Source organism: Streptomyces sp. S4.7, from assembly GCF_010384365.1.
GTDB lineage: Bacteria > Actinomycetota > Actinomycetes > Streptomycetales > Streptomycetaceae > Streptomyces.
In genome coordinates, this window is sequence record NZ_CP048397.1 from 3,185,741 (window position 1) to 3,198,825 (window position 13,085).

Below are 13,085 nucleotides of genomic sequence, written 5' to 3' on the forward strand. Positions count from 1 at the left end.
CCCGGCCCGCACCAGCCACTGGCAATGTCCGGACCACCTTCCGAACCCCTTCCCTTGCCCGCCCGTTCACGGCTCAATACCAGGGTTCGAGTGCACCACTTCTGACCGTTCCTGTCCCTTCCTGTCCCTCTCGACACTCCTGGGGAGCCGCCGGCATGTGCAACGACCACACGGAACACGCGATGGGCAGACGCGGTCTGCTCGTGACCGGAGCGGCGACGGCCCTTACGTTGGGCACCGTGAGCTTCGCGAACGCCGCGCCCGGCGAAAGCGGCACCGGCAACAGCACCGGAAACGGCGACGGCACCGAGACCAGGACCGTACGCGGCACCCTGCCCACCGGCTCCCCCGACTACGTCTACCTCCCGGTCGACGTGCCGCGCGGCGTCCGCGAGATCCGGGTCTCGTACAGCTACGAGCGGCCCACCGTCCCGGCCGGCACCCAGGGCAACGCCCTCGACATCGGAATCTTCGACGAGCGCGGCACCGAACTGGGCGGCAAGGGCTTCCGCGGCTGGTCCGGCGGCGCGCGTACGGAGTTCTTCATCCGCGCCGACGAGGCGACCCCCGGCTATCTGCCCGGCCCGGTACGTTCCGGGAAGTGGCACATCGCCCTGGCGCCGTACACCGTCGCGCCCGAAGGCCTCGCGTACGAGGTCACGATCACCCTCACCCACGGGTCCCCCGGCCGCACCCCCCGGCCGGTCCACCCGCCCGAGCGGGCCAAGGGGCGCGGGCGCGCCTGGTACCGGGGCGACTGTCATCTGCACTCCGTGCACTCCGACGGCAGGCGCACCCCGGCCGAGATCGCGGCGGGCGCGCGGGCGGCCGGGCTGGACTTCATCAACACCAGTGAGCACAACACCTCGTCCGCGCACGGCGCGTGGGACGGGCTGTGGGACGACGACCTGCTGATCCTCACGGGTGAGGAGATCACCACCCGCAACGGCCACGTCGTCGCCATCGGCATGGACGCGGGCACGTTCGTCGACTGGCGCTACCGGGCCCGCGACAACCGCTTCGGCCACTACGCCCGCGAGGTGCGGCGCGCGGGCGGGTTGGTCGTGCCCGCGCATCCGCACGCCACCTGCATCGGCTGCAACTGGAAGTTCGGCTTCGGGGAGGCCGACGCGGTCGAGGTGTGGAACGGTCCCTTCACCCCGGAGGACGAGGTGGCCCTGGCCTCCTGGGACAACACCCTGGTGTCGACCGCCCGTTCGGGACGGCCCTGGACCCCGGCGATGGGCAGCAGCGACGCGCACCGTGACCCCGACCCGATCGGCACCCCGCAGACGGTCGTCCTCGCCGACGAGCTGTCCCGCGAGGCGATCCTGGCCGGCATCCGCGCGGGCCGCAGCTACATCGCGGAGTCGGCGGCGGTGTCCCTGACGTTCGGCGCCTCGGGCGGTCGCGGGCAGCACGCCGGGATCGGCGAGCGGCTGCGGGTGGCCGACGACACCCCCGTGACGGTGCGGCTGGAGGTCGCCGGCGCCCCGGCGGGCAGCTCGGCGCGCATCGTCACCGACCAGGGCGCGCTGCACACCGCCGCGCTGCCGGAGTCGGGCTCGGGCACGGTGGAGTGGCGTACGACCGCCGAGTACGCGACGTACGTACGCGCGGAGGTGCGCCGCCCGCCGGCGGTCCCGGGCGTGCCCGGTCTGCCGGGCCCGTTCGTCGCCCTGACCAACCCGGTGTTCCTGGGCGGCAAGGGCGCGTAGCCGTCAAGGACGCTCGGTCGATGTCGTGCGGGACGGCCCCGCCCCCGTGTCTCCACGGGGGCGGGGCACCGGCTCACCGCCACGGATCGCTGAACGGCCTTCCGGGCACCGGCTTGGCGATCAGCGCGACGGCGTTTCCTCCGTGCTGTCGCGTCGCCGCCACCGCCGCGTTCGGTCGCGCGGCGGCGGCGCTCCCACCCTCCTGACGGATCCCGGCGCCGAGTTGTGACCGATGGGCCGTCCGCATCCGGATTTACCCGGAGGGGTCGCGTCCTTTACCGTGTCGAGGGCTTGTGCAGACCCCCGCCCCGAGGCTGACGCCGCCACTCCGGACAAGGCAGACTGTCGGGGGCGATACCGGCAGTTCGGCGGGCAGGGGGAGCTATGGACCGTGACAGCGGGCCGCGCGTACCGGAGCAGCGGGCTCCGGCCACACCGAACAGCACGACGACCGGCACGGGGAGCGGCGCACCGGCCCTGCCCGGCGAGCTGCGTTTCGCCGTACTCGGACCGGTGCGGGCCTGGCGTGGTGGCGAGTCGCTGTCGTCCGGTTCGCCCCAGCAGCGCGCCCTGCTCGCCGCCCTCCTCCTGCGGGAGGGCCGGACCGCCACCGCCGCCGAGCTGATCGACGGCATCTGGGGCGAGACGCCGCCGCCGCAGGCGCTCGCCGCCGTGCGGACGTACGCCTCCCGGCTGCGCAAGGTCCTGTCCCCCGGTGTCCTGGTCAGCGAGTCCGGCGGGTACGCCCTGCGCACCCGGCCCGACGCCCTGGACCTCTCCATGGCACAGGAGTTGGCCGCCGCCGCCGAGAAGGAGCAGACGGCGGGCAACCGTCACCAGGCCCGTGTGCTGATCAACAAGGCGCTGGGGCTGTGGGACGGCGAACCGCTGGCGTCCGTGCCCGGTCCGTACGCGGAGACCGAGCGCGCGCGGCTCGTCGAGTGGCGTCTCCAGCTCGTCGAGGGCCGACTGGACATCGACCTGGAGCTGGGCAGACACGCGGAGGCCGTCTCCGAACTCACCGCGCTGACCGCCGCGCACCCGCTGCGCGAGCGCCTGCGCGAGCTGCTGATGCTGGCCCTCTACCGCAGCGGCCGGCAGGCCGAGGCGCTGGCCGTGTACGCGGACACGCGCCGTCTCCTCGCCGACGAACTGGGCGTGGACCCGAGGCCCGAACTCGCCAGGCTCCAGCAGCGCATTCTCCAGGCGGACGCCGAACTGGCCCGGCCGACGGAGGAGACCGCGCCCGTCGTCACCTTCACCCGGCCCGCGCAACTGCCCGCCACCGTGCCGGACTTCACCGGACGGGACCTGTTCGTAAGGGAGTTGGGCAACAGGCTGGCCGGCGCCGAGGGTTCGGTGATGGCGGTCTCCGCGCTCGCCGGTATCGGCGGCGTGGGCAAGACGACGCTCGCCGTGCACGTCGCGCACGCGGCCCGTCCGCGCTTCCCCGACGGCCAGTTGTACGTGGACCTCCAGGGCGCGGGGGCGCGGTTCGCCGAACCGGAGGCGGTGCTCGGCTCGTTCCTGCGGGCGCTCGGCACACCCGACTCGGCGATCCCGGACTCGCTGGACGAACGTTCCGCGCTCTACCGCTCGACGCTGGACGGCCGCCGGGTGCTGATCCTGCTCGACAACGCGCGTGACGCCGCGCAGGTGCGCCCGCTGCTGCCCGGCACGGAGGGCTGTGCCGCGCTCGTCACGAGCCGCGTCCGGATGGTCGATCTGGAGGGTGCCCATCTGGTCGACCTGGACGTGATGTCGCCGGAGGAGGCGCTCCAGCTCTTCACGCGCATAGTCGGTCAGGAGCGCGTCACCTCGGAGCGCGAGGCGGCGCTGGACGTGGTCGCCGCCTGTGGTTTCCTGCCGCTCGCGATCCGGATCGCCGCCTCCCGGCTGGCCTCGCGCCGCACGTGGACGGTCTCGGTCCTGGCGGCGAAGCTCGCCGACGAACGCCGGCGGCTGGACGAACTCCAGGCGGGCGACCTGGCGGTGAAGGCGACCTTCGAACTGGGCTACGGGCAGCTGGAGCCCGCGCAGGCCCGAGCGTTCCGGCTGCTGGGGCTGGCCGGCGGGCCGGACATCTCGCTGGCGGCGGCCGCCGCCGTACTCGATCTGCCGGCGCACGAGACCGAGGATCTGCTGGAGTCCCTGGTGGACACCTCCCTGCTGGAGTCCGCGGCGCCCGGCCGCTACCGCTACCACGATCTCGTCCGGCTCTACGCGCGTGCCTGCGCCGACCGCGACGAACAGCCGCGCACCGGGATCGACGGGGCGCTCTTCCGGCTGCTGGACTTCTATCTGGCGACCGCGGCGCGGGTGTACACGATCGAGCGGCCGGGCGACCGACTCAAGGACCATCTGGAGCCGACGGAGTACGAGGGTCTGGTCTTCACCGACCGGCACGAGGCGCAGGACTGGCTGTACGCGGAGGCCGACTGTCTGCTGGCGTGCGCCCGGCAGGCGGCGGGCGGCTCGCGGCTGCGGGTCGCCGTCGATCTGCTGTGGGCCGCGCAGGGCCTGGCGGAGTCGGGTGCCAACTCCAAGTCGTACGAGACGGCGGCCCGTTCGGCCCTCGCGGCGGCGCGCGCGGTCGGCGACGCCCGTACGGAGGGGCGCGCGCGGACCTCGATGACCATCGTCCATCTGGTGGCGGGCCGCTACGAGGACGCGGACGACGAGGCCCGGCAGGCGGCGGCGCTGGCGGAGTCCGTACGGGACCCGGCGCCCGTCTACTGGTCGGACAACGACCGGGGCATCATCGCCTTCAACCAGGGCCGCTTCCGGGACGCCGAGGCGCATCTGTTCAGGGCGATGGAGGGCTCCCGGGCCGACGGCAACCGGCCCGGCGAGGCGAGCGCCCTGTGCAACCTCTCGCGCATCCAGCACTCCCTGGGCCGTACGTCCCAGGCCGTGACGCTGGCCGAACAGGGCGTCGAGGTCTACGACAGCATCGGACACACCCTGCGGCTCTCCAACGCCCGCTTCGCGCTGGGGATCGCCCTCACGAACGCCGGGCGGCACACGGAGGCGCTGGAGCAACTGGGCGAGGCGCTGGAGGGGTTCGAGGCGAACCGGCAGAGGCTGTGGGAGGGCACGACCCACTTCCGTATCTCGCAGGCCCATCTGGCGGCCCGCCGTGCCGGAGCCGCCGCGCAGCACGCGGAGCAGGCGCTCGCGATCGGCTGCATCGGCGGCGACCGGACGAGGGCCAACGTCCTGATCACGCTGGGCAAGGCGCTGGAGAGTCTGGGGCAGGCGGACCGGGCGCGGGTGTGCTGGCGCGAGGCGCTGGCGCTGCACGAGGGGTCGGGCGCCGCGGAGGCCGAGGAGGCACGGGAGTTGCTCGCCGCGCCGCTCAGCGCGGCATAGGGGTCGCGCGGGGCGGATGGCGCCAGGGGGGACCGTCGTCCTGCCGGGGCTGGTCCTTCTGCCGGGGTGTCCGATGACTGGTGGGGTGCCCGGCCTGGGCGTTCATCGAATGTTTATGCTCTTTCGGCATGCTCCAGTGCATATTCGATCCGTCGCCTCGGGGGGCAGACGGGTCGCTTGGGACCGTCACATCCTCGGGGGGGGTGAGCGGTCCCCCAGGCCTTCTGCCCGGCGACCTCGGGGGAGTATCCGGGCAGAAGGCCGCCTTCGGTCCGACGTAGGGCAACCCCAAGGGGGACAAGATGAGCAGCACCGAGAAGAAGCCGGAAGAGACCACGCAGGGCGACCACCACTCTCCCGCGCCGCCGAAGACCACCACGACGACGACGCAGGGCGACCACCACTCGCCGGTCCCGCCGAAGAGCGGCGCCACGACGCAGGGCGACCACCACTCCCCCACACCGCCCAAGTAGCACCGGGCGGCGGTCGCGGCGGCGGGGGAGGGGAGCTGCCGCGACCGCTCTCCAGGGGGAAAGAGAGAGACGACGACAGTCGGGGCCGTTCAGGGGGCCCCGCCTGTCGTCGTCTCTCTTCGCGTTGCCGGTCAGGCGGAAGTGCGGATGACGTTCTCGACCTTGCACTCGCCGCCGGAGGCGCCCTCGTCACCCGACACGTCCACCGCGGTGACCTCGACGGACTCGGAGCCGCCCGCGGTCACGGCCGGGATGCTGCCGAAGCCGTTGCCGACGTTCGCGCCGGCCGAGTCGGTGAACTCGACCGAGAACGAGTAGCTGTAGTCGACCGAGGCGCTGTTGGTGGCGGTGACCTCCGCGACGAAGCCGCCGGCGACGGTGTCGTACTTGCAGCTGTCGATGGTCAGATCCCGGCCGGCGTCGGCGGAGCTGCCACCCGTCACGGATCCCCCGGTGGTGGTGGAACCGGACGATCCGTCGTAGTCGTCGTCGTAATCGCTGTCCGAGTGGCTGCTGCCACCGCTGCCGGAACTGCTGCTGGAGCAGCCACCGCCGCCGGAGCCACGGGCGCCGGTCAGCGCGAAGACGGCGATACCGAAGACGGCTATGGCACGGACATGGCGACTTTTCATTTCAACCCCCGTTGAAATTGCGATATTTGGTCATGGTTAATGCCCTTTTGTCGAGCGCATGTCACCCTAGCAGTGCGCGAGGGGTGCTCGGTTACGGGACCAAATCTGGCGGCCCTTGGTTCCCGGGCGTAGCGTCGGATTCTGGAAGCTGTGCTCTGCACGCTCGTCCAAGGAGGCCGTCGATGGTCCGCAACATCATCGGGTCGGTCCTCGCCGTCATCGGGGCCGCCTCGGCGGTCGCGAGCCCGTTCCAGGCCTGGTACAACGGCCGGCACGGCCGGGACTACCGCGTCGAGGACCTGTTCAACGGCATCACCGGCACCGGTTCGGACCTGTGGGTCTCCCTTCTGCTCCCGTTCGTCTTCGCCGCCCTGGTCACCCTGATCGGGCTGGTGCTGCGCTCACGGCTGCTGGTGGCGCTGGCCGGGGTGGTCGTGCTCGGGTTCACGATTCTGTGGATGGTGCGCCAGGGGCAGGCCGCCGGAAGCCTCTCGCTGACCAGCGACGGCTCGGGTCTCGGCCTCGGCGTCGCGGCCGCCCTGGGCGGCGGGGCGCTGCTGCTGATCGCGGCGGCGGTGATGAGCGGCCGGACGCGGCGCAGAGGCGGCGGAGGGGGCCACCGGTACGTCGGCGACCGGAAACGGGACGGGGACCGGGACCAGGACCGGGACGACTACCGGGACCACGGATACGACCCGGACGTGCGTGACGAGTGGTGGGGCGACGAGCGGCTGCCACCCGTACAGCCGCCGGTGAACGGCCCGCAGCGGCAGGACGACCGAGGACCCGGGCAGCAGGCCTGGGACACCGGGGAGCAGCCGTGGGCACAGCCCCCGCCGGACGACACCACCCGGCGCCCGCCCGGGAATTGACCGTACGGGAATCGACCGGCCCGGCCGGTCGGGTGCGCGCGGGCCGTCAGCCGGTACGGCCTGTCGTACGACGCGGCGCGGTCAGCGGGCGCCCCGGCCCGTGGCCGTGCCCTTGATCGCGTCCAGCGCGTACACGCAGCGGTCCTTGCTGCACGCGTACACCACTCCCCCGCGCGCCACCGGTGAGCCCGTGATCTCGCCGCCCGTCGCGAGCTTCCAGCGGAGCTGTCCGCCGCCCGCGTCCAGGGTGTAGAGGACATGGTCGGCCGAGCCGAAGTGCAGCCGGCCGTCGGCCACGACGGGCGCGCCGACGACCTCGCCGCCCGCGGCGAAGCGCCACTTGGGCGTGCCGGCCACCGCGTCCAGCGTGTAGAGCGCGCTGCCGCTGCCCACGTGCACGTTCCCGGCGGTGACCAGGACCGGTTCGAGGGACTGGCGGGCCTCGGTGGCGATGCGCCAGCGGTCCTTGCCGGTGGTGGCGTCCAGCGCGTACACCGTGCCGAGGTAGTCGGCGAGATACACACCGCCGCCGGTCACGGCGGGGCCGGGCGCGAAGGCGGGCGGTGAGAGGAAGACGGCGGGCGCCTCGAAGTGCCAGCGCACATGGCCGGTGGCGATGTCGATGGACAGCACGCGGGTGCCGGCCGCGACGTACACGTACCCGTCGGAGGCGGGGACCAGGCGAATCGGTACGCCGCCGCAGGACGCGCCGTCGCCGATGGGGTACGACCAGCGCTCGCTGCCGGTGCGCGCGTCGAGCGCCCGCAGCCGGGCGTTCTGCCAGACGTACACCGTGCCGTCGAAGATGGCGGGTCCGGCCTCGGGTGTCTCGAAGTCGGTCTGGGCGCCGGTGACTTCCCACAGCTTCTCGCCGTTGGACGCCTCCCACGCCTGGACGCCGCCGCCGCGCGTACCGGTGACGACGGTGCCCCGGTCGGTCTTCAGCGAGTACACCCAGGCGTCGGTCTGGAGTCGCCAGCGCTCGGTACCGTCCGCGCCGTCGAGCGCGTAGAGCGTGGGGCCGTCGGAGGCGTGGATACGGCCTCCGGAGACGGACATCGCCCACGCCACGTCGCGGGTCTTGAACTGCCGGCGCCCGCTGCCCACGTCCAGCGCGTGCACCTCGAACGACGTGACGTAGAGCAGATCGCCGTCGACGACGGGGGTGCCCCAGACGTCGTTGGACATCCGGAAGCGCCAGGGCCGCCAGCGGCCGGGCGCCGCGCCGTCGGGGGCGGGCGAGGGCGCGGGCACCGGCGGCGCGGCGGGGGCCTGGACGGCGCCGGGGGGCAGGTCCGCGCCGGTCAGCCCGGCGGGTGGCCGGATCCAGCCGGTGGCCGGTCCGGCGTCGGCGGAGGCGGCGACCCGGCCGTCGGGGACGCGGGGGCCGGGGCCGATCGGCACCGGGGAGCCGGAGAGCCTGACCGGGCCGCCGGGGCCCGCGCCCGGCGGTGCGGGCACGGCGGGCGCCCCGCCGCCGCCCTGGCCGCCCTGCTGTCCCTGGCCGGCTCGACCGCCCTGACCGCCCTGACCGCCTTCGCCGTCGCGGCGCCACGCGGCGTCCCAGTCGGGCGAGGGCGCGGGCGGCGGCGGCGGCGGGTGATGCGCGGGCGGCGGGGGGACCGGCGCGCGCGCGGCGGCAGCGGCGGCCGCGTTGATGCGCCCGCCACCGCGCCGCTCCTCGATCATCTCGGTGGCGGACGCGGGCAGCCAGGCCGAAGCCGTGCCGCTGTCGTCACTGCCCGAGGCGAACAGGTGCGGGGCGAGCTGCGACTGGAGATCGGCTGGCGACGGGCGACGGGCGGCGTCCATCTGCATGCACGACTCGATCAGCGGGCGCAGGTCGTCGGGGAGCCCCTCCAGATTCGGTCCCTCACGCAGCAGCATGAAGACCGTCTCGACGGGGTTGGCGCCGTGGAAGGGGGCGTGTCCGGTGGCCGCGAAGACGAGGGTGGAGCCGAGCGAGAAGATGTCGCTGGCGCCCGTGACGCTGCGGGAGTCGCGCGCCTGCTCGGGCGACATGTACGCGGGGGTGCCGACGGCCACGTTGGTCATGGTCAGCCGGGTGTTGGAGACGCCGGACGCGATGCCGAAGTCGATGACGCGCGGTCCGTCCTCCACGACCAGCACGTTCGACGGCTTGAGATCACGGTGGACCAGGCCCTCGCCGTGGATGGACTGGAGCGCCTCGGCGATGCCGGCGGCCAGCCAGCGCACGCCCTGGACCGGCAGCGGTCCGCACCGGTTGACCATCTCTTCGAGCGAGGGCGCGGGCACGTAGGCGGTGGCCAGCCAGGGCACGGCGGCCCGGGGGTCGGCGTCCACGACGGCGGCGGTGTAGAAGCCGCTGACCGCGCGGGCGGCCTCCACCTCGCGCGTGAAACGGACGCGGAACAGCTGGTCCTCGGCGAGCTCGGTCCGCACCGTCTTGATCGCCACGCGCCGGCCCGAGGCCGAGCGCGCGAGATAGACGAGCCCCATACCGCCCGCTCCGAGGCGTCCGAGCACCTCGAAGGGCCCGATACGTCTTGGATCGTGCTGCGTCAGCTGCTCCACTTGCCTGCCACCTCCCCGTACGGGCCACAAAGGTACGGCCCCCTGCACCCTGATTCTTCCTGCCTGGCTCGATCGTTGCGAACCCGGGGGCGGATCGGGGTGTCTCACCCCGTTTCGGACAGGAAATGAGCGAACGACCTCGTACGGGGTGAGTATCACGCCCGTATAAGTGTTGACGCGTACGGGCCAACACGGGTTGCGCCACCCCCCGACTCGGACGGACTACGCCGCCGCCGGCTCGGCGAGCAGCGCGAAAGCCGCACCCTGGTTGTCCGCGACGACGGCGATCCGGCCGTACGGGGTGTCTGCGGCGGACTCCCTGACCCGGCCGCCCAGCCGTACGGCGTCGGCGACCGTCTCGTCGCAGTCGGCGACGGAGAAGTAAACGAGGAAATGCCCCGGCATCTCCTTGGGAAATGCGTCGGTGATGACACTTCGCCCGCCGATCGCGGTGTCGCTGTCCGGCTCGGAGCCCTGCGGGGACCACGTGCGGTAATCGGCCGGATCGCCCGGCAGGTCCTTGCCGACGAAGCCGAATACCGACTCGTAGAAGAGGTCGACGCTCTCCTTGTCCCTCGTATAGACCTCTGTCCAGCAGAAAGATCCGGGCTCGCCCCGCTTTTCGAAGCCGGAGAGCGCTCCGGGCTGCCAGAGGCCGAAGACAGCGCCGCCGGGATCGACGCCCTGCGCCATCGTGCCGTACGGCCCCACGGGTGCCGGATCCATCACCATTCCGCCGCCGGCCTCCTTGATTCGCGCACTGAGCGCCGCGGCGTCAGATGTCGCGAAATAAACGCCCCAGGCGGTCGGCATACGCCCGTCCTGCTTCGCCGCGAGTGCGGCCACTCGCTTTCCGTCACTGAATGCATTCGTGTAGTGCCCGTATGCCGCACCGCCGTCCGCGCCGAATGTCCAGCCGAACAGCTCGCCGTAGAAACGCTTGCCCGCCCGGACGTCGGGAAGCGACACATCCACCCAGCACGGCGTGCCTTCCGCGAATGCGGCCATGAGCCCGGATCCTTCCCTCGCGTGCGCACCGCCCGAGCGGCGCCCCTTCCGGCCACGCTAATGGCGCATTTCGCCCGGCGCAGGGCGGGGCAAATCGAACAATTGACTAATCACCTCCCGGTGAGGGCCCGTGCGCGCTGAGTTGTCCACCGAAGTTGTCCACAGGCTGTTGATAACACTTTTCCCGGTCACGGCCGTCCGAGGGGGCGCTCCCTTACCGCCCCTAAACGGTTCCTTACGGCCCCGGCGATCAGCGGGCGGTTCCCCATTTGCAGTCGGCCGAATCGCGCTCCGATCACCCCTCGGTAAGCTGACGGCATGACAGGACAAGTGCGTACCGTCGACGGCCGCGTGGCCGGTCGGCGCGGCCAGGCGACGCGGCAGAAGCTGCTCGACTGCCTCAGCGAGATGCTCAGCACCTCGCCGTATCGGGACGTCAAAGTCATCGACGTGGCCCGGAAGGCAGGCACTTCACCCGCGACCTTCTATCAGTACTTCCCGGACGTCGAGGGCGCCGTCCTTGAGATCGCCGAGGAAATGGCCAAGGAGGGTGCCGGATTGACCGAACTGGTCTCCGGCCGCTCCTGGGCCGGTAAAGCGGGACGCCAGACGGCGGAAGAACTCGTAGAGGGATTCCTCGACTTCTGGCGCAAGAACGACGCGATCCTCAGGGTCATCGATCTCGGCGCCGCCGAGGGCGACAAGCGGTTCTACAAGATCCGTATGAAGATCCTGAGTTCGGTCACCAACTCCCTTACGGATTCCGTGAAGGAGCTCCAGTCAAAAGGCCGGGTGGACAAGGACGTCAACCCCGCCGCGATGGCCGGTTCGCTGGTCGTCATGCTCGCCGCGGTGGCCGGGCACCAGAAGGGTTTCCAGACCTGGGGTGTGAAGCAGGCCGAACTGAGGCCGAATCTGGCGCTGTTGGTCCACCTGGGCATCACGGGCAAGAAGCCGGCGAAGTAGCCGCGCCCGCGGGGCACGGTACGGGCGTGCCCTTCCCTGCGTCCTGTCAAGCCGGTGGCGGATCAGCGAACTTATCCGCCACCGGCGCTCCCGTCTCACGGACCGGACGGCAGTACACGCTCCACCATGTCGCCGATCAGCCGCGCGGCCTCCTCCTCCGAGAAGACACCGGGCAGCGTGAGCCGCTCCACCACCAGCCAGTTGGCGGCCAGATAGAGCATCTTGACCGCGTCGGCGTCACCGGGCAGTCCGGACGCCAGATGCCCCTCGACGTTCGCCTCCACGTCCTTGACGACGCGCGCGGTCAGTACGGCGCGCAGCTCGGGGCGCCGGGTGGCCTCCAGGCGCAGTTCGAGCAGCGCGAGGAACCCGGTCCGGAACGCGGTGACGCGCTCCACCACCTGCCGGGCCAACTCCGCCGTCCGCTCACGGGTGTTGGGGCCGGCGAACAGACCCGCGGCGGTGGCCTCGTCCGGGATCAGCCGCTCGTAGATCCGGTGGCCCACCTGGTTGAGCAGCTCGTCGCGGCTGGTGAAGTAGTTGGACGCCGTACCTTTGGGCACGGCGGCCTCGGCGTCGACGGCCCGGAAGGTCAGACCGCGGGCACCGTCGCTCGCGAGCACTTCGATGGCGGCGTCGACGAGCGCGGAGCGCCGGGCCAGGTTCTGTCGCATCGGAGCGGGCACACCTCTTCGCGTTGATACCACTTCATGTGTAGTACTACATCGTAGGTGGCGGCCGGTGCCCGGTGCGGCCGGGACCGGCGCGGTTGAATGGGCCCATGAGCGACGACGAGGCCGATGATGAGCAGCAGGCGTTCCGCGCGATCCTGCCGGAGCTGCGGGTCTGGGACACCGAACTGCCCTCCTTCGATCCGGGCTCCGTACCGGAGGCGCCGCTGACGCTGTTCCACCGGTGGTTCGTCGAGGCGGCTACGGCCGGGCAGACCGAGCCGCACGCCATGACGCTCGCGACCGCCGACGCCGACGGGCGGCCCGACGTACGCACCCTGCTGCTGCACGACGCCGACGAGCGCGGCTGGCACTTCGCCTCGCACGCGACCAGCGCGAAGGGCCGCCAGCTGGCCGGCCGGCCGTGGGCCGCGCTCGGCTTCTACTGGCCGGCGCGGGGACGGCAGATCCGGGTACGCGGCACGGTGAGCGCCGCCGGGCCGCGGGAGAGCCGGGCCGATCTGGGCGTCCGGTCCACCGGGGCGCTGGCCTCGGCGCTCACCGGGCGGCAGAGTGACGTGCTCGGCTCCTCCGAGGAACTGGCGCGGGCGTCCGAGGCGGCGTGGGAACGGGCGCGGGCCGATCCGCGGGCACCGGCCCCCACCTGGACGAGGTATGTGCTGGCCGCGGACGAGGTCGAGTTCTTCCAGGGCGACGTGCGACGCCGCCATGTCCGGCTGCGTTATCGCCGTACGCCCCCGGGCCCGGCCACGAACGGCGGCGACTGGTCCCGCGAACTGCTCTGGCCCTAGACAGC

General features: G+C 72.2%; 10 protein-coding genes. 6 read left to right on the forward strand and 4 right to left on the reverse strand.

The window, feature by feature from the left end:
• The first annotated feature begins 155 nt into the window (after nucleotides 1-155).
• The 3 genes from SSPS47_RS13890 (at nucleotide 156) to SSPS47_RS13900 (ending at nucleotide 5,563) form a co-directional block, all read left to right on the forward strand.
• Nucleotides 156-1,718: a CehA/McbA family metallohydrolase gene (locus tag SSPS47_RS13890; RefSeq protein ID WP_164251418.1), complete on the forward strand. Its 1,563-nt coding sequence runs from the start codon at nucleotides 156-158 to the stop codon at nucleotides 1,716-1,718.
• A gap of 384 nt (nucleotides 1,719-2,102) precedes the next feature.
• Nucleotides 2,103-5,090 carry a BTAD domain-containing putative transcriptional regulator gene (locus SSPS47_RS13895; RefSeq protein WP_164251419.1) on the forward strand — a complete coding sequence of 996 codons (2,988 nt, stop codon included), beginning with the start codon at nucleotides 2,103-2,105 and terminating at the stop codon, nucleotides 5,088-5,090.
• 302 nt (nucleotides 5,091-5,392) lie between these two features.
• The gene (locus tag SSPS47_RS13900; RefSeq protein ID WP_164251420.1) at nucleotides 5,393-5,563 is read left to right on the forward strand and encodes a sigma-like protein; all 171 of its coding nucleotides are present in this window, start codon (nucleotides 5,393-5,395) and stop codon (nucleotides 5,561-5,563) included.
• 131 nt (nucleotides 5,564-5,694) lie between these two features.
• Here the strand turns inward: SSPS47_RS13900 and SSPS47_RS13905 are convergent, their stop codons facing one another.
• Entirely contained in the window at nucleotides 5,695-6,195 is a 501-nt protein-coding gene (locus SSPS47_RS13905; protein WP_164251421.1) for a hypothetical protein, read from the reverse strand.
• 182 nt (nucleotides 6,196-6,377) lie between these two features.
• Here SSPS47_RS13905 and SSPS47_RS35380 point away from each other — a divergent pair, with 182 nt between their 5' ends.
• Nucleotides 6,378-7,067 carry a hypothetical protein gene (locus tag SSPS47_RS35380; RefSeq protein WP_239064901.1) on the forward strand — a complete coding sequence of 230 codons (690 nt, stop codon included), beginning with the start codon at nucleotides 6,378-6,380 and terminating at the stop codon, nucleotides 7,065-7,067.
• 81 nt (nucleotides 7,068-7,148) lie between these two features.
• Here the strand turns inward: SSPS47_RS35380 and SSPS47_RS13915 are convergent, their stop codons facing one another.
• Together SSPS47_RS13915 and SSPS47_RS13920 are read right to left on the reverse strand one after the other, a co-directional pair.
• Entirely contained in the window at nucleotides 7,149-9,623 is a 2,475-nt protein-coding gene (locus tag SSPS47_RS13915) for a PQQ-binding-like beta-propeller repeat protein (protein ID WP_164251422.1), read from the reverse strand.
• A 222-nt stretch (nucleotides 9,624-9,845) separates the two neighbouring features.
• Nucleotides 9,846-10,631, reverse strand: a complete 786-nt coding sequence (locus tag SSPS47_RS13920) for a VOC family protein (protein ID WP_164251423.1) — start codon at nucleotides 10,629-10,631, stop codon at nucleotides 9,846-9,848.
• A gap of 318 nt (nucleotides 10,632-10,949) precedes the next feature.
• On the opposite strand from SSPS47_RS13920, the gene SSPS47_RS13925 reads away from it, so the two are divergent.
• Nucleotides 10,950-11,597 carry a TetR family transcriptional regulator gene (locus SSPS47_RS13925; RefSeq protein WP_147876771.1) on the forward strand — a complete coding sequence of 216 codons (648 nt, stop codon included), beginning with the start codon at nucleotides 10,950-10,952 and terminating at the stop codon, nucleotides 11,595-11,597.
• Between the two features lie 95 nt (nucleotides 11,598-11,692).
• Here SSPS47_RS13925 and SSPS47_RS13930 read toward each other — a convergent pair whose 3' ends face one another.
• Complete coding sequence (locus tag SSPS47_RS13930; RefSeq protein WP_164251424.1) at nucleotides 11,693-12,271, reverse strand: TetR/AcrR family transcriptional regulator; 579 nt, start codon at nucleotides 12,269-12,271, stop codon at nucleotides 11,693-11,695.
• A gap of 107 nt (nucleotides 12,272-12,378) precedes the next feature.
• Here SSPS47_RS13930 and SSPS47_RS13935 point away from each other — a divergent pair, with 107 nt between their 5' ends.
• The gene (locus SSPS47_RS13935; protein WP_164251425.1) at nucleotides 12,379-13,080 is read left to right on the forward strand and encodes a pyridoxal 5'-phosphate synthase; all 702 of its coding nucleotides are present in this window, start codon (nucleotides 12,379-12,381) and stop codon (nucleotides 13,078-13,080) included.
• Nucleotides 13,081-13,085: the final 5 nt, after the last annotated feature.